The 15981-nt window shown below is 61.2% G+C and carries 14 protein-coding genes and 2 tRNA genes; 4 read left to right on the top strand and 12 right to left on the bottom strand.

Annotated features, from left to right (window positions below; genetic code table 11):
- Window positions 1–7 precede the first annotated feature (7 nt).
- From AC127K_RS12030 to AC127K_RS12000, 7 genes are all read right to left on the bottom strand, one after another.
- Window positions 8–2722, bottom strand: coding sequence for a valine--tRNA ligase (locus AC127K_RS12030; protein WP_294542665.1), 2715 nt, complete (start codon window positions 2720–2722; stop codon window positions 8–10).
- A 358-nt stretch (window positions 2723–3080) separates the two neighbouring features.
- Window positions 3081–4985 (bottom strand): beta-galactosidase, encoded by a 1905-nt coding sequence (locus AC127K_RS12025; protein WP_483720784.1) that lies wholly within the window; start codon window positions 4983–4985, stop codon window positions 3081–3083.
- Between the two features lie 95 nt (window positions 4986–5080).
- The gene (locus AC127K_RS12020) at window positions 5081–5776 is read right to left on the bottom strand and encodes a hypothetical protein (RefSeq protein WP_483720783.1); all 696 of its coding nucleotides are present in this window, start codon (window positions 5774–5776) and stop codon (window positions 5081–5083) included.
- The gene (locus AC127K_RS12015) at window positions 5773–6423 is read right to left on the bottom strand and encodes a hypothetical protein (RefSeq protein ID WP_483720782.1); all 651 of its coding nucleotides are present in this window, start codon (window positions 6421–6423) and stop codon (window positions 5773–5775) included. Before AC127K_RS12015 ends, AC127K_RS12020 begins: the two co-directional genes overlap by 4 nt.
- A 2-nt stretch (window positions 6424–6425) precedes the next feature.
- Window positions 6426–7337 carry an ABC transporter ATP-binding protein gene (locus AC127K_RS12010; RefSeq protein WP_483720781.1) on the bottom strand — a complete coding sequence of 304 codons (912 nt, stop codon included), beginning with the start codon at window positions 7335–7337 and terminating at the stop codon, window positions 6426–6428.
- Window positions 7334–7714 (bottom strand): GntR family transcriptional regulator, encoded by a 381-nt coding sequence (locus AC127K_RS12005; protein ID WP_294542847.1) that lies wholly within the window; start codon window positions 7712–7714, stop codon window positions 7334–7336. The genes AC127K_RS12010 and AC127K_RS12005 overlap by 4 nt, the downstream gene beginning before the upstream one ends.
- Before the next feature lie 208 nt (window positions 7715–7922).
- A complete protein-coding gene (locus AC127K_RS12000; protein WP_294542846.1) occupies window positions 7923–8999 on the bottom strand; it encodes a 6-phosphofructokinase in 1077 nt (358 codons plus the stop codon).
- A 295-nt stretch (window positions 9000–9294) separates the two neighbouring features.
- Between AC127K_RS12000 and AC127K_RS11995 the strand changes: the two genes are divergently transcribed.
- Together AC127K_RS11995 and AC127K_RS11990 are read left to right on the top strand one after the other, a co-directional pair.
- Window positions 9295–9368, top strand: a tRNA-Gln gene (locus tag AC127K_RS11995).
- A 40-nt stretch (window positions 9369–9408) separates the two neighbouring features.
- A tRNA-Pro gene (locus AC127K_RS11990) sits at window positions 9409–9484 on the top strand.
- Between the two features lie 127 nt (window positions 9485–9611).
- Here AC127K_RS11990 and AC127K_RS11985 read toward each other — a convergent pair.
- From AC127K_RS11985 to AC127K_RS11965, 5 genes are all read right to left on the bottom strand, one after another.
- Window positions 9612–10010, bottom strand: coding sequence for a hypothetical protein (locus AC127K_RS11985; protein ID WP_483720780.1), 399 nt, complete (start codon window positions 10008–10010; stop codon window positions 9612–9614).
- Window positions 10007–10717 (bottom strand): LytR/AlgR family response regulator transcription factor, encoded by a 711-nt coding sequence (locus tag AC127K_RS11980; protein WP_483720779.1) that lies wholly within the window; start codon window positions 10715–10717, stop codon window positions 10007–10009. Before AC127K_RS11980 ends, AC127K_RS11985 begins: the two co-directional genes overlap by 4 nt.
- A gap of 100 nt (window positions 10718–10817) precedes the next feature.
- Window positions 10818–12263, bottom strand: a complete 1446-nt coding sequence (locus AC127K_RS11975) for a sugar transferase (RefSeq protein ID WP_483720778.1) — start codon at window positions 12261–12263, stop codon at window positions 10818–10820.
- A gap of 18 nt (window positions 12264–12281) precedes the next feature.
- Complete coding sequence (locus tag AC127K_RS11970) at window positions 12282–13034, bottom strand: WecB/TagA/CpsF family glycosyltransferase (protein ID WP_483720777.1); 753 nt, start codon at window positions 13032–13034, stop codon at window positions 12282–12284.
- 186 nt (window positions 13035–13220) lie between these two features.
- Window positions 13221–13859 carry a phosphoribosyltransferase gene (locus AC127K_RS11965; RefSeq protein ID WP_294539406.1) on the bottom strand — a complete coding sequence of 213 codons (639 nt, stop codon included), beginning with the start codon at window positions 13857–13859 and terminating at the stop codon, window positions 13221–13223.
- A 240-nt stretch (window positions 13860–14099) separates the two neighbouring features.
- Here AC127K_RS11965 and AC127K_RS11960 point away from each other — a divergent pair, with 240 nt between their 5' ends.
- Both AC127K_RS11960 and AC127K_RS11955 read left to right on the top strand, forming a co-directional pair.
- Window positions 14100–15005 (top strand): DnaD domain-containing protein, encoded by a 906-nt coding sequence (locus tag AC127K_RS11960; RefSeq protein WP_483720776.1) that lies wholly within the window; start codon window positions 14100–14102, stop codon window positions 15003–15005.
- A gap of 3 nt (window positions 15006–15008) precedes the next feature.
- The gene (locus AC127K_RS11955) at window positions 15009–15977 is read left to right on the top strand and encodes an ATP-binding protein (protein ID WP_294539394.1); all 969 of its coding nucleotides are present in this window, start codon (window positions 15009–15011) and stop codon (window positions 15975–15977) included.
- Window positions 15978–15981: the final 4 nt, after the last annotated feature.

Below are 15981 nucleotides of genomic sequence, written 5' to 3'. Positions count from 1 at the left end.
AAGCTCCTCAGGACAGGGCCGCGATGGACTGCAGGATGCCCTTATGCTTTTCCTGGGCGGCGGCCAGCTTGCTGCGGGTTTCCTCCACCAGGGCGGCGGGAGCCTTTTCCACAAAGCGGGGGTTGTCCAGCTGCTTGCTGAACATGGCCACTTCCTTCTCGTTCTTGGCCAGTTCCTTCTGCAGGCGGGCCAGCTCCTTCTCCCGGTCGATGAGCTCCATCATGGGGATGAAGCCGCGGGCGGCGGGGGTGACCACCGTGACCATGCCTTCGGTGCTGCCCTCATACTTGGGGGTCAGGGTCACGTCGGTGGCAAAGGCGAACCGGGCCAGATAGACGCTGCCCTTTTCAAAGGCGGCGGGCGCAGAAGTCTCGATGATCATGCTGGTCTTTTTGGACGGCGGCACGTTCATATCGCTGCGGGTGGCACGGACGGCCTTGATGTAGGCCATCATGGTCTCAAAGTCGGCGCTCTCCTCCGGCCAGGTGGGCAGGGAGCTGGCGTCCGGCCAGGACTGGGTCATGATGGTCTCGGCGCTGCCCGGAAGGGCCTGGTAGATTTCCTCGGTGATGAAGGGCATGAAGGGATGCAGCAGCCGCAGGGCGTTGTCCAGCACATACACCAGCACCTTGCGGGCGGTGTCGGCCTGGGTCTCGTCCCCGGAGTTCAGGCGGGACTTGCAGATCTCGATATACCAGTCGCAGTAGATCTCCCAGATGAACTTTTCCACCTTGTCGGCGGCCAGCCCCAGCTCGTACTTGTCCAGGTTGGCGGTGACCTCGGCGGCCACATTGGCCAGCTCGGAGAGCACCCACTTGTCGCTCATGTCCAGCAGGGATTCATCCGGCATACCGGGCTGGAAGCCTTCCGGCAGGTTCATCTGCACAAAGCGGGAAGCGTTCCACAGCTTGTTGGCAAAGTTGCGGCTGGCGGTGACCTTTTCTTCGCTGTACCGCATATCGTTGCCGGCGGTGGAGCCCACCACCAGGGTCATGCGCAGGGCGTCGGCGCCGTACTGGTCAATGACCTCCAGCGGGTCGATGCCGTTGCCCAGGCTCTTGGACATCTTGCGGCCCTGGCTGTCCCGCACCAGACCGTGGATGAGCACGGTGTTGAAGGGGGCCTTGCCGGTATAGGCCAGACCGGAGAAGATCATGCGGGAGACCCAAAAACCGATGATGTCGTAGCCGGTGACCAGGGCGTTGGTGGGATAGAAGAAGTCCAGGTCCTCGGTCTTGTCGGGCCAGCCCAGGGTGGAGAAGGGCCACAGGGCAGAGGAGAACCAGGTATCCAGGGTGTCGGGGTCCTGATCCAGATGGGTGCTGCCGCACTTGGGGCAGACGGCGGGCGCTTCCTTGGCCACGATGGTCTCGCCGCAGTCGGCGCAGTACCAGGCCGGGATGCGGTGGCCCCACCACAGCTGGCGGCTGATGCACCAGTCACGGCTGCCCTTCATCCAGTTGATATAGTTCTTGGTGAAGCGTTCGGGCACGAACTTGATGTCGCCCTTTTCCACGGCCTCGATGGCGGGGCCGGCCAGGGGGTCCATCTTGACGAACCACTGCTTGGAGATCATGGGCTCAATGACGGTGTGGCAGCGGTAGCAGGTGCCCACCTCATGGGTCAGGGGCTCGGTCTCCTTCAGGTAGCCGCCCTCGGCCAGGTCGGCCAGGATGGCCTTGCGGGCTTCCATGGCGGTCATGCCGGCGTACTTGCCGCAGTCCAGGACCTCGGGCTCGTCGGCGCTGGCGCGGCCGCTGGCCCGCAGAGCGTCGGCCTCAGCCTTGTCGGCAGGGCCGGTCATGCGTCCGTCGTAGGTCAGCACCCGGACCATGGGCAGGTTGTGGCGCTTGCCCACCTCAAAGTCGTTGGGGTCGTGGGCAGGGGTGATCTTCACAACGCCGGTGCCCTTTTCCATGTCGGCGTGCTCGTCGCAGACGATGGGGATCTCCTTGTTCAGCAGGGGCAGGATGACATGGCAGCCGTGCAGGTGCTTGTAGCGGGGGTCATCGGTGTTGATGGCCACGGCGGTATCGCCCAGCATGGTCTCGGGACGGGTGGTGGCCAGTTCCAGCATCTCGCCGGTCTCCTTGACCTTGTACAGCAGATGCCAGAAGCTGCCTTCCTTCTCCTCGTATTCCACCTCGGCGTCGGAGATGGAGGTGTTGCAGTGGGGGCACCAGTTGACCATCCGGCTGCCGCGGTAGATCAGGCCCTGGTTGTACAGGTTGACGAAGACATCCAGCACCGCCTTGGAGCAGCCTTCGTCCATGGTGAAGCGTTCCCGCTGCCAGTCGCAGGAGCAGCCCAGCTTCTTCAGCTGGCTGACGATGCGGTTGCCGTACTTGTTCTTCCAGGCCCAGGCCCGTTCCAGGAATCCGTCACGGCCCAGCATCTCCTTGGTCAGGCCCTCTTCCTTCATCTGGGCCACGACCTTGGCCTCGGTGGCGATGGAAGCGTGGTCGGTTCCGGGCACCCACAGGGCGGCGTAGCCCTGCATGCGCTTGTAGCGGATGAGGATATCCTGCCAGGTCTCATCCATGGCATGGCCCATGTGCAGCTGCCCGGTCACGTTGGGCGGCGGCATCACGATGGTAAAGGGCCGCTTGCTGCGGTCGATCTGCGTGTGGAAATACCCCTTGTCGCACCAGTTCTGATAGACCCGGTCCTCGGTGCCTTTGGGGTCATACTGTTTGGCCAGAGTTTTCTCGGTTTCTGCCATTGGTGTGTCCTCCTTACCTTGTGTGCGGGACGAAAAAAAGACCGTCCCGTGAGAGAATCTCATGGGACGGCCATGTCAATACAATAACCGCGGTACCACCCAAATTGCCTTTTTGCAAAGGCCCCTTGAACGCCCGGTAACGGGGGCGAAACGGAAAGCACTACTGGGCAAAAAAGCGGTTCGCACCTTCTGCTTGGGGGCGACAACCACCGGGCTCCTTTGCCAGGTTCCCATCCTCCCCGGCTTTCTGTCAAAAGGAACTGCCCGCACGGAACTCCCCCGCACTGCATTTGATATCATTCAGTTTAGTGCAAGGGCGGGCGGTTGTCAAGGGGGTTTTGCGGCGTTTGGGCGTGTTTTACTCCTGGGCCCAGGCGGTGTCCATGGCGCAGCCGTAGGCGTCCAGACGGTGCCCCGCTGTGACCTGTACCCGAGAGGAGAAGTTCATGAAGAAGGTGCAGGTGCGCTTGCCGTCGGTGCGGCGGCGGATCATCAGGTCCTGGGTGTAGGGGATGTCGGCCAGATGCGGGATCCCCGCCTCTTTCAGGATGTCGGCGTACAGCTTGCGCAGGAATTTGGCGTCACTGTGGCAACCCAGGTACCAGGCACAGCCGAAGCCCAGGGGCCGCTTGGTCACGGCAGGCTGGCCGCGGTAGAAGTCCTTCTCATAGGCCGCCAGCATCCGGGCGCCGGTGCGCCGCAGAATATCGCAGCAGAACACCGCCGGGTAGGTCTGGTCATCGTAGGTGAAGCTGTTGGTCTGTCCTGTCAGCAGCGGGTCACAGTCCTCCACCCCCACCCCGAACACGTTGTTCAGACCGATGGGCGGCCAGCCCGGTACAGCGGTACCGTTTTCATCGGTCAGGCCGGAACCGAAGGTGAGCAGGAAATGACCGCCCCGCTGGATATATTCCTCCATCCGCTTGGGCATATCGGGACGGAACACCGCCAGCAGCGGTGCCGCGACCACCTTGTAGCCGGACCAGTCCGCCGACGGGTCCAGCACGTCCACATCCACATAGTTTTCCAAAAGGGCCGCATAGTGGTCCAGGATGACCTTCTGCGGGTCACCGCAGCGATGAGCGGCAGCCAGAGCAGCCAGCCCCGCCGGGGTGCGGCCGTCATACAGAAAAGCCACCGAGGCCCGGGTGCCCATACCGCCCACAAAGGGCAGCTTGAGCAGCACCTGGCCAGCCTCCGCCGTTTCCCGGAACAGACGGGTCTCGGCGCTGCCGTTGCGGCTGACCACCGCCCCGCCGTCCAGACGGCCGGGGAGCTGACGCCACACGGCATGTTCCACCCCGTCCGCCCCACAGGCCACCGCCTGGAGCTGAGAAAGCATGAGCAGCCCGGGACGCAGACATTTGATACCGGACTTCTGCCGCACCACGAAGGGACGTCCGGCACAGCGGGTCCGGTCATAGGCAAAAGCGGCACGCACAGCCTGCTTCCATTCGCTGGAAGAATCCTCTCCGGCACGCCAATCCGGCCGGATCTCGGTCAGGGTCAGGTCCGCCTCTTCCCCGCCCTGTGCAGGCAGCAGATCAGTGATGATGCGGGCCTGCGGACAGCCTTTGCGGATGGCCTCCCCTTCCAGATGAAGCAGTTCCGCCCGCTGGTAGGCGCAGAAGTCATCCCAGTCCATGGCGGCACACAGGTTGCCGCCGTCCGGTCGGGCGGCACTCACCTCCTCCCAGTCGGAGTAAGCGGTGCCGCCTGCTTCATTGAGGGCACCCAGGGTCTCGTATTTTTTGCGCAGCCAGCTTCGGTAGGCTTTCTGGCAGGAGGGGCAGTAGCAGGGCAGGTCCATGCCAGTGACCAGCCAGGCCAGCACCGCCGGGTGGGTCCCGTAGCGGCGGGCCAGCTGTTCGTCCATCTCCCGCACCTTTTTGCGGCGGGCGGTGTGGCTGGGGCAAAGACCGCCGGACGCCCCGGGTACCGGGCGGGTGCCGTCCTCATCGGTGCGGACAGCGCCGGGATAATGACGGGACATCCAGGCAGGGCACACCTGCCCCTGGGCGCACAGAATCACCTTGATCTGATTTTCTTCCAGGGTGGTCAGGGCCTTGTCCAGCCAGTCGAAGGCATACTCCCCTTCCCTGGGTTCCAGCCAGGGCCATGCCCCGGCGGCCAGGGTGACCGTGTTCAGTCCGGCCTTGCGCATCAGTTCCAGGTCACGGCGCAGAATTTCCGGCTGTCTGGCCCAGCGCTGCGGGGCATACACCGCACTGTGCAGCAGCCCCTTCCAGTATCCATCCGACATGGGTACACACCTCCTGCCATCCAAAAAACAAGCGCCGCCCCGGCCGGGGCGGTGCTCCTTCCTGTCTGCATTGTAGCGTGGATGGTCGAACTTTGTCAACGGTTTGTGACCGCGGCGTTGTCCCGGTACAGCAGAACCGTTCCGGCCGCGGCTGCCGCCAGCCCCACCAGGGGCAGAAATACCGGCAGAACTTCCACCAGAAGCTCCAGGGCATCTTTGGATGTGATTTCCAGCAGCTGGGGCACCTGGCACAGCACCATAAAGGACAGCCAGAGCACCAGACCGCCCTTCTTGCCAAAGCAGCGTATCACGCCCACTGACAGCGCCGACAGGGCCGCGGGCATCAGCACCAGACAGAGCCAGCCCCAGGCGGGGAGCATCCGGAGAAAGCTTTCCCCCTGGCCGTTGGTCAGCACAAAGTACCAGAAAGCCTCCAGAACAGCAGACAGCACCGCTGTCACCACGCCGTATCCCAGCAAAGCCACCCAGCTTACCTGCAGGGCACGGCGGCGGGCAATGCCAAAGCTGATCTGTACCAAAACATCCATGCCGAACTGCTGCATGCCTTCTATAAATAGAAGGATGACACCCGCACTTGCGGTAAAGATTCCCGGCAGTCCCAGGAAGAGCGCAGGCGAATCGCTCCGGGTAAACCCATCCACCACGGCCAGAATCCCGACCGTAAAGGCCCAGACAGCCACCTGAATGCCTGCCAGACCGGCCATCACCTTGGTGTCCAGTTGGAGAACACCGCCCAACGTGCGGCCGAACGTTTGTTCCTTGTTTTTCACAGCCGGATCACCGCCTTTCGATAGAAGCGCCAGGTCGCCACGCCCAGAATCACGGTAGCCGCCGCACAGACCAAGGTAAACACCGCCCAGCCGGGACGCAGCGCATGGATGGGGAAAAGGGCCAACGGAATCCCGATTGCCTTGACAAAACCGATGGTGATGGAACAAGACAGGACAATCATGATGAGGAACATCAGAATGGAGGCGGTTCGCTGTTTGGCCCCCCGGGGCAGATACTGGGTCAGCAGGGCCATCTCGGTGACAGTGAGGGATGCAGCCAGAAGCACCGGGATTCCCCCCACGCTCAGCACCATATCGTACTCCGGATTCCAGGAAACGATCAGGGTGGTGCCCAGAACCGCCAGAGCCAGCGTACACAGTTCCATGACCACCGCCAGGATCTGGACGCAGAGAAATGTATTCCACCGGCGCACCCCGAAATAGGTGGGCAGCGCCATAGTGGAATGGCAGCCGGCCAGTGTCAGCGGAGCGAGCCACAACCCCATAGTGGGCATCATATATGTGTAGCTTTCAAACAGAGACAGCGGGGTGTACCGGGCCCCCAGCACCACCAGCACCACAAAGGCCATCACCACCCCGATGTATTGCAGAAAGGTCAGGCCGAAATACCGCACCAGATTGCGCATGGTCACCCCTCCTCGTCGCCGTGGCCGCACAGGGCCACGAACACGTTCTGCAGGTTCATGCCTTCCACCGTCAGGCCGTCCCGGGCCGCCAGCTCTTCAAACAGGGCTTCCTCTCCCCGCACGGCCACCATCTTGTGGCCGCCCAGCACCTGGGTCTGCAGGGGGGTGATGCCCCGTTCGGCCAGGGCGGCGTCCAGTTCGGCGGCGGGGCCGCTGATGTAGCGGAACTGTGCGACCAGGTCCTCGGTGTCCTGGTCAGCCACCACCTTGCCCTCGTCCAGGATGACCACCTTTTCAAATACTGAGGCGGCCTCTTCGATGATATGGGTGGAGATAACGAAGGTGCGGCCGGTGCGCTGGTACTCGTCCAGCAGGATGCGGTAAAACCGTTCCCGTGCCACCACATCCAGTCCGGCGGTGGGCTCGTCCAGCAGGGTGACCGGTGCCCGGGAGGCCAGCGCCGCCGTGATGGACACCATGCTCATCTGCCCGCGGGACAGGCGGTTGATCATCTTGTTGGGCAGTTCAAACTTCTTGATCAGCTCGTCGGCGTAATTCTGGTCCCAGTAGGGGCAGAACAGGCGGCCAGCCCGCAGAAAATTCTTCACCGAAAGGCCTGCCAGTTCACTGGCGGCAGACATCTCCCGGGCGAAATGCAGGTTACCCAGCACGGCACTGTTCTCCCACACCGGCTGGCCGCCGTACAGGGCCCGCCCGCCGGTGGCATAGTTCTGACCGGACAGAATCCCCAAAAGAGTGGTCTTGCCGGCGCCGTTGCGCCCGATGAGCCCGTAAATGCGCCCGGGTTCAAACGTCAGGTCCAGGTCCTGCAAAACGGGCTGTTTGCCATAGTTCTTGCAGAGTTTATCCGCCTGCAAGGGCTGCGGAGCGGGTGCTTTTGTAATGGTGGTCATGGCAGTTGTTCCTCCTGTGCCTGGGCTTTGACCAGGCTGTATAGTTCTTGTTGGGTCAGACCCAGGCGCTTGGCTTCCCGCACAAAGGCTTTGACCTGCGTCTTGGCGAAATTTTCCCGCCGTTTCTGCCGCAGGGCTTCCGCCGCGCCGGGAGCCACAAACATCCCGATGCCCCGCCGCTTGTACAACAGCCCTTCATCCACCAGGCGGTTGATTCCTTTGGCAGCGGTGGCGGGATTGATGTTGAAGGCCCGGGCCAGTTCGTTGGTGCTGGGCACCTGGGTGTCGGCGGGGTATTCTCCCCGAAGGATGCCGTCCTCCAGCAGTTGGGCGATCTGCCGGTAGATTAGGCTCTGGTCATTGAGCGTTCCCTTCAAAATCACGCCCCCTTTCTTGTTTGGAACAGGCAGGAACCAGTACCGGCTGCGCAGCCCGGTTTATTGGTTCATTACTTGTGTAATTAACCATATCACCTTTTTGGTGTTTCGTCAAGAGATTCCGGAAAAAAGAACAAAAAAAGCGGCGGACAGCCGCACCCCGAAGGATGCAAAACTGTCCGCCGCCGAAGCTGCGGGGTTTGTGGGATCAGCCCAGGCTGATGCCCATGGAACGGGCCACGTTGAGCATGGCGCAGTCATCCGGCACGCCGCGGGTCTTGCCGGCGATCTCGATAAGCGGGTTGGCGGTGACATTGCGGTTGACCATGGCCACGGTCACGCCGTAGTGCTCGTCCGCCACCAGACCGGCAGCGTAGGCGCCGAATTGGGTGGCCAGCACACGGTCATACGCAGAGGGAGAACCGCCGCGCTGCATGTGACCGGGCACACAGATCCGGGTCTCGGCACCGGTCATCTGCTCGATCTGGCGGGCAATGCGGTTGGTGGCGGTGGTGTAGCCTTCGGCAGCGCGCTTGGCAGTCCATTCCTTGCGCTTCATCTTGGCTTCGTCCACCGAGACGGCACCTTCGGCCACAGCCAGGATGGAGAAGTTCTTGCCGGCCTTGGCGCGGCGCTCCACGGCATTGGCCACCTTCTTGATATCATAAGGATGCTCGGGGATCAGGATGATGTCGGCGCCGCCCGCAATACCGGAGTACAGGGTCAGCCAGCCGGCCTTGTTGCCCATGATCTCGATACACATCACCCGGCTGTGGCTGCCGGCGGTGGTGTGGATGCGGTCGATGACTTCGGTGGCGATGTCCACGGCGGTGTGGAAACCGAAGGTCACATCGGTGCCGTAGATATCATTGTCGATGGTCTTGGGCAGACCGATGATGTTCAGCCCCTCCTGGCTCAGGAGGTTGGCTGTCTTGTGGGTGCCGTTGCCGCCCAGGCAGAGCAGGCAGTCCAGCTTGGCCGCCTTGTAGGTCTTTTTCATGGCGGCGACCTTGTCCACATTGTCCTCGCCCACCACGCGCATCATCTTGAAAGGGGTGCGCTTGGTGCCCAGGATGGTACCGCCCACCGTCAGGATGCCGGAAAACTCCGACGGGTCCATGACACGATAGTTGCCGTTGATCAGGCCGTCGTAGCCGTTCATGATACCGATGATCTCCACATTGTCGCCCATGCGCTGATACAGCGCCTTGGCCACGCCGCGGATGGTGGCGTTCAGGCCGGGGCAGTCGCCGCCGGATGTCAGGATACCGACACGCATTTTCATTGTGTAACCCTCCCGTTTTTTGGCAGCGCTCCCCTTGCGGGCCTACCGCCGCCAGCTGTGTTCTTTAGGTTAAGAGTACGCCACCAAAGGGCCGTTTGTCAATGCCCCGATGCGCAGCAACACCAAAAAAATTTGGTGATACATCCATTTTTGTGTTTATGTCGCCTGCAAAGGTCGGGACAAGTCCCCTGCGGCAAAATTCATGGCAACTTTTTGCAAAAAACTGTTGACAAACCGGATTCGAGTCGCTATAATAAATAAACGTCGAGGGCAGACAAGCCCAGACAAAACCTACTGGGGATTCGCATAATGGTAGTGCAGCGGACTCTGACTCCGCCCGTGGGAGTTCGATCCTCTCATCCCCAACCAAAGCAAAACCGCAGCAGCAAAGTTGCTGCGGTTTTTTTCTCGGGGTGTAGCGCAGTTGGTAGCGCGCTTGGTTCGGGACCAAGAGGCCGTGGGTTCGAATCCCGTCACTCCGACCAAAAAGCTCTCAGCTCAGGCTGAGAGCTTTTTTTGTCGCACGAGGGACGGAGATGAGAACAGGACGGCGCACCGCAGTGCGCAATGAACAGTCCTGTGGACTGTTCGTTAGTCCGCGGGAGAATCCCGTCACTCCGACCAAAAGCCTTTCAGCAAATCTATCAGCTTGGGAAAATTCCTGTGTTCCAACAGGCGATTGAGGATCTGCCATTCCAGACTGGCGGCAAACTCCGCCAGAATAAAGGCCCGGGCACAGCAATAACCTGCATCCAGAGCCGGGATCTCACAGGCCAGAAGCAGAAGAAGATACATGGCTGCCACGGCTGCGGCCATACAGGGAATCCACCACACGATGGCCACATGACCGGTCAGCTGCAGAAACACACCCATTCCCAGCAGCCATCCTGCATCTATAAGAATGGTGGCACCCCGCCCGAAACGTGGGCGCAGGGCCAGCACATACACCATACAGGCCAGCCATTCGGCCAGAGCCGTGTACAGCCGGGGGATATCCGGCAATGCCATCATCGGACGCCTCCCCCGATATAGTCGGTCAGAGCTTCCATGAACGCCTTCTTCTTGGGACGGCTGATCTGCAGCTCATAGGGCCCCACCTGCACCAGGTTCTGCTGCACACCCATGACCTGGGCCAGATTGACCAGGTATCCGCTGTTGCACCGGGCAAAGGGTTTGCCCGCCAGCTTTTCCTCAAAACTTTTCAGGGTGCCCGGGGCGGTCAGCTCCCCGTCCTCTGCGTACAGCCGGACTTTATGCCCGTCGCTTTCCAGGTAATAGAGGGTGGCCACATCCACACGGCGCAGGCCGCCCTCCACCGGTACGGTGAGAAACGTCTTCTGCCGTGCCTGCAGACGGGCCACCGCTTTCTGCAGCTGTTGGGAAAAGGCGAAATACGGCACCGGTTTGAGCACATAATCCAGCGCATCCACCGCATATCCCCGGATGGCAAACTGTGCCATATTGGTAATAAAGATCAGCAGAACGTCCTTGTCCATCTGACGGATGCGCTCGGCAGCGGCCATGCCGTCCATGCGGCGCATCTGCACATCCAGCAGGATGATATCGTACACCGCACGGTAATCGGATACGATCTCATCCCCGTCATCAAAGAGGCTGAGTTCGAACATGCGGCCGAATTGCCGCTCATACCGGCGGATATAATCCGCCAGTTGGGTCTGCACCGCCTTGTCGTCCTCCACAATTGCAACGCGAATCACAGGATTGCCCCCCTTCTGTCACCTGGTTTTATTATATCGGACCGCCGCGCGGCACACAAGATGCAAAAAAGCCCTCCGCTGTGAGCGAAGGGCCCTGTTCTTATTCCGCGCCGGTGCGCTTGATCACCACACCGATGGTCTTGACCAGGATACGCATATCCAGGCCCAGAGACCAGTTATCGATATAGGTCACATCCAGTTTGACCACCTCTTCAAAGTTGTGGATATCACTGCGGCCGCTGACCTGCCAGAGCCCTGTCAGGCCCGGTTTCATGGAAAGGCGGCGCTTGTGATGGGAGTCGTACTGCTCATATTCATCCAGCGTGGGCGGACGGGTCCCCACCAGGCTCATATCCCCTTTCAGGATATTCCAGAACTGGGGCAGCTCATCGATGGAGGTGCGGCGGATGAATTTGCCCACCCTGGTGATACGGGGGTCGTCATCCATCTTGAACATCAGGCCCTGCATCTTGTTCTGCTTCATCAGTTCCTGCTTGCGTTTTTCCGCATCCGCGTACATGCTGCGCAGTTTATAGATATAAAATACCCGTCCGTTGAGGCCGACCCGCTTTTGGCGGAAAAAGAGAGGGCCGGGACTTTCCAGCTTGAGGGGAATGGCCGTGACCGCAATGATGGGAACCGAAATGACCAGACCCACCAGCGCTCCGGCAATGTCCATGACCCGTTTGAGGATCATGGCGCCAAAATCGTGTTCCGCCGCTGTAATGGTGACGAAAGGCACTCCGCCCGCTGTTTCCACCGTAGTCTGCAGCTTGGGAAGCCATCCGCTTTCCTGGCGGGCCGCAGCGGTATACGGTTCCAGCACCGTCACGTTCAGGTGCACGCACAACCCCATGCTTTCCATCTCGTTGAGAAGCGGACGCAGAGAGTCACCGCTCTGGTAAGGGACATTGACGTACACCTCGTCCAACGGTTCATGACGGATCCATTCCAGAGCGCCCCCATATGCAGCGGTCACCGGCACGCCATCCACACTGCCCGACGGCTCCTCCACATCCAGCAGGACCACTCCCTGCAGTTTTTTGGCCCAGTCATGTTTGAGGTCATGGATCAGCAGGGGTGCACGGTCGGTGGTGGTGATGATGCCCACCAGGGTGGCCAGGGAGCCTTTGTAAAAATACTTGTTCAGGTAGGTTTTCAGCGCCGTGTGAAAGAAATACAGGCAGACCGCGTTGGCGGACAGGATCCCCACATACAGATACCGGGATTCCAGAAGGGTCGCCTTTGTCAGCAACAGGCAGACCGCCAGCACCGCTCCCATTACCACCGTATTGCGCAGGCAATGCAGCAGTTCCGATTTCCAGCCACGGCGGGTAAGGCCCGCCGCACCGTTGAATCCCGCATACACCACCAGAAATGCCAGAATCAGGATCAGAATGAACTGTCCCCAGTCCTGACGGGTATAGTCCAGAAGTACATGCAGCCCCCTGTCAGTGATCAGCCAGGCCGCCACCACACTGACCAGCAGGCTGACAGCATCGGCCAGCAGGTTCAGCACATATTGAATTTTATCCTTTTTCGCCACAGGAGTTCCCCCTGGTCGTCATGATTTTTTCTGCCGAGCAGCCCAGGCCAGAAAGCGCAGGTTGGTGGAAAAATACCGTCCGAACAACCGCCGGGGGTCCTGCATAAGTCGGTAGAACCACTCCAGATTGTGCCGCTGCATCCAGCCGGGAGCCCTTTGGATGTTGCCTGCCTCATAATCAAAGGCAGCTCCCACTCCCAGCATCAAGGCATGAACCTGACCGTGGTGGGCTGCCATCCAGCGCTCCTGCTTGGGCGCACCAAGACCCACCCAGACAAAATCCGGAGCAGCCGCATTGATGCGGGCCACATCCGCCTCATCTTCTTCGGGGGTCAGGGCACGGAAGGGCGGGCTGTACATGCCCGCCACTTTGGCTCCGGGATATCGCTGTGCCAGCACTTCCCCGAGTTTTTCCAGCGTTTCCGGGGTAGAACCGTAGAAGTAATGGGTCCAGCCGTGTTTGGCGCTTTCGGCCAGAACCCGGCGCATCAGATCGGGGCCGGTGACCCGCTTTGCCTGCGGGTACCCGTGCGTCCGGCTGTACTTGGACAAAGGTCCACCGTCCGGCAATACCATAGCAGAACCGTTCTGCACCCTGCGGTATTCCTCATCCCGGTGGGCGGTGACGGTTGTGTGGACATTGGCCACGCAGATATACTCCCCGCGCCAGCGTTCCAGATTGTCCCGCAGCAGGCGCAGGGTGGCGTCCATATCGGTGACAGCCACCCACACCCCCATGATTTCACAGGTCGGGAACTGTTGTTCCGGCATCAGGCAGCCCTCCTTTTCTGTTCCGGTTCGGCCGGAACCAGCTGTTTGCCGGCCCGCCGTATCCATTGCCGGAACAGGCGGGCACACTGTCCTTAGCATACCACAAAACCCCTGCCGGTGCAACGGCAGGGGTTTTGCGAAAAGAGAAAAGGACATCAGGGCAAAAATGCCCCGCTCATGGGCTTTTTACAGGCTGGAATAGCCGTAGCTGTTGACCAGGGCGTCGATCTTGATGCCCTGCTTGCACCAGGGGCAGTTGCGGGAGTCGTAGCTCTCGTAATCACCCAGGGTGGAAGGATCAAAAATGCTGGTGACGGGATACCCGGAGCACTCGGTGACCGTGGCGAAGATGGAGGTGATGCCTGCCACCATGCCGCCGTAATAATCCACCGCTTCCACAGCTGCCTGGGCGGTGTAACCGGTGGTGACCGAAGCCGCCAGGATCAGCACATGTTTGCCGGTGATCATGGGGGAAGTGTTTTCCCGGAAAAGCAGCTGGCTGCCGCTGGTATGTTCGGGGCTGACCACATAGATGGTCTGGTGCGCATTCATGTTCACATAGCCGCCCCGGGTCAGTTCGGATGCCAGACAGGCGCCGATGACCTCGGTACCATCCAGACACAGTACCGTGTCCACGATGGTGGTGGCGGTGTAGTGGCGCACCAGTTCCTGGGCCACCGCACGGGCCTCAGACAGACGGGTCTTCTGCATGGTGACGTCGATATAATAGTTGATGTGGCTGTGGCTGGTGGCAAAATGGCCCTTTGCCACGCGCAGCAGAAGGTCCTTCTTTTTGGTGGGCAGCTTGACCAGACTGATGGCCATGGGAATCACTCCTTTTTCCACTTTTTGGTATGCGCTCATGTGCCGCAACGCGCGGGAGTTATTACTTTTATTGTAGATTCTTTTGGCTGCATGCGCAAGCGGTGGGCGCCGGAAATACCCGCCAAGATTTCACATTTGTTTTTGTCGGTTTTGCCAAGTCCCCTCCGGCCTTGCTTTACACCCTGCAGGGGTGATGCTATAATGGTAAGATGCAAAAAAACAAGGACGGAGGAAAAAAGCATGGGATATCGGCTGGCGGCACATAACGGGGACACGGTGGCCGTGCCTCGCCTGGTGTGGCAGCATCTGCCCCGGGCAGACGGTGATGCGGTGCGGGTGGCCCTGTACCTCGTCGGCGGCGGCGCACCGGACCCGCGCACCATCGCCCACGACCTGGGCCTGAAAAGCATTGAATCCGCCAAACGGGCCCTGCAGTACTGGGCCGGTGCCGGCCTGCTGGAAAGTGACCGCAGCGCCCTGCCCCAGCCGGAAGCCCCCAAACCGCCCCACATTGATCTGACCACCCTGAACGACCCTTATGTGGCGGTACTGTGTCAGGAAGCCCAGGCTGCTCTGGGACGGGCACTGAGCCGCAGCGAGATGCAGCGTCTGGTGGGACTGTACCTGCAGGACGGCTGGCTGCCCGACGTGATCCTGACCTGCTGTGCCGAAGTGGCACGGCAGGGCCGGTGCACCGTGGCCGCGGTGAGCCGGGAACTGGCCCGCTGGCGGGAGGCGGGGGTGGAGACCGGCGCCGACGCCGAACGGTTCCTGAAGCAGGAGGCGGTACGCGCCGCCCGCTGGAGCGAAGTTGCCCTGCAGTTCGGCACCGAAGCCTCCCGCCTGACCCGCTGGGAGCGCACCGCCATCACCCGCTGGTATGAGGAATGGGGCTTTGGCGCAGAGATGATCGCCGAGGCCATCCTGCACGCCGAGGCACACCGGACCGTGCGGTATGTGGACGGCATCCTGCGGTCCTGGCGGTCCCAGGGACTGACCACCCTGCAGGCGGTGCGGGGCAAGGGACAGCTTTCCGGTGCCAACATTCTAGCCACCACCCAGAAGCCCGCTGCCCCCGCCCCGGGCAAAAAGGATTTGTTCCATGCCAACTGGAATGCCGTGTTTGAGGATGAAACGGAGGACTAAGCCATGCGCACCAAGGACGAACTGTTTCGAGAAGCACAGCGCCACATTGCCGGACGGCGCCAGCAGGCCGTGACCCGCGCCGAACGTATGCGGAGCGCGGCTTTTGCCGCCAGCCCCGAACTGGCCGCCGCCGAAGAGGCCCGTGTCCAGGCGGGACTGGCCCTGGCCATGGCCGCTGCCCGGGGCGCCGATACCGCATCCGCCGCCAAAAAGCTGGCGGACGCGGGACAGGCACTGGAGAACGTCCTGCGCAAGTCGGGGCGGACCTCCGCCGACCTGGAGCCCCAATTTTCCTGCCCGCTGTGTCATGACACCGGCCTGTACAAAGGAGCTCCCTGCCGGTGCGTGGCCCAGGTGGCCCGCACCCTGCGCCGGGAGGAGATCAACGCCGCCAGTCCCCTGGCCCTGTGTGACTTTGATACTTTTGATGTAAACCGCTATCCGGCGGAGGTGGAACCGGAACTGGGCGGCCCGCCCCGGGAGTACATGGCCAAGGTCCTGCAGTATTGCCGGCGCTGGGCGGAGAATTTCGGACCGCACAGCCAGAATCTGCTGTTCATGGGCGGAGCCGGACTGGGCAAGACCCATCTGGCATTGGCCGTGGCCGATGCCGTTCTGGAGCGGGGATTCGATGTCCTGTACACCAGCAGCGCCGCCCTGGCGGCTCAGCTGAGCCGGGAACACTTTGACCGGGACAGCGAGGACAGCTGGCTGGAAGCCTGCAAGGAGGCTGACCTGCTGATTCTGGACGATCTGGGCACCGAGCACATCACCGCCCTGACCATCAGCGTGCTGTACGAGCTGGTCAACACCCGGATGCTCTGTCACCGTCCCACCGTGTACACCACCAACATTACCGACCAGGGCATCTTTGAAGCCCGCTACACCGAGAAGGTATCCAGCCGGATGCTGGGCAACTGCCGGATGTTCAAGTTCTTCGGCGTGGACCAGCGGCTGAACCGAACCAAATAAATCA

The sequence above is a fragment of the Subdoligranulum sp. DSM 23681 genome (assembly GCF_057005535.1).
The sequence above is the reverse complement of the archived record's forward strand: the minus strand, read 5'-3'. Positions and strand labels throughout refer to the sequence as shown.

Bases quoted from the DNA above. Each gene is read 5' to 3' on its own strand.
- AC127K_RS11970 (WP_483720777.1), bottom strand. From the start codon at position 13,034: ATGCCGGAACAACAGTTCCCGACCTGTGAAATCATGGGGGTGTGGGTG.
- AC127K_RS12025 (WP_483720784.1), bottom strand. From the start codon at position 4,985: ATGTCGGATGGATACTGGAAGGGGCTGCTGCACAGTGCGGTGTATGCC.
- AC127K_RS11955 (WP_294539394.1), top strand. From the start codon at position 15,009: ATGCGCACCAAGGACGAACTGTTTCGAGAAGCACAGCGCCACATTGCC.
- AC127K_RS12015 (WP_483720782.1), bottom strand. From the start codon at position 6,423: ATGCGCAATCTGGTGCGGTATTTCGGCCTGACCTTTCTGCAATACATC.
- AC127K_RS12030 (WP_294542665.1), bottom strand. From the start codon at position 2,722: ATGGCAGAAACCGAGAAAACTCTGGCCAAACAGTATGACCCCAAAGGC.
- AC127K_RS12010 (WP_483720781.1), bottom strand. From the start codon at position 7,337: ATGACCACCATTACAAAAGCACCCGCTCCGCAGCCCTTGCAGGCGGAT.
- AC127K_RS11960 (WP_483720776.1), top strand. From the start codon at position 14,100: ATGGGATATCGGCTGGCGGCACATAACGGGGACACGGTGGCCGTGCCT.
- AC127K_RS11985 (WP_483720780.1), bottom strand. From the start codon at position 10,010: ATGATGGCATTGCCGGATATCCCCCGGCTGTACACGGCTCTGGCCGAA.
- AC127K_RS12000 (WP_294542846.1), bottom strand. From the start codon at position 8,999: ATGAAAATGCGTGTCGGTATCCTGACATCCGGCGGCGACTGCCCCGGC.
- AC127K_RS11965 (WP_294539406.1), bottom strand. From the start codon at position 13,859: ATGGCCATCAGTCTGGTCAAGCTGCCCACCAAAAAGAAGGACCTTCTG.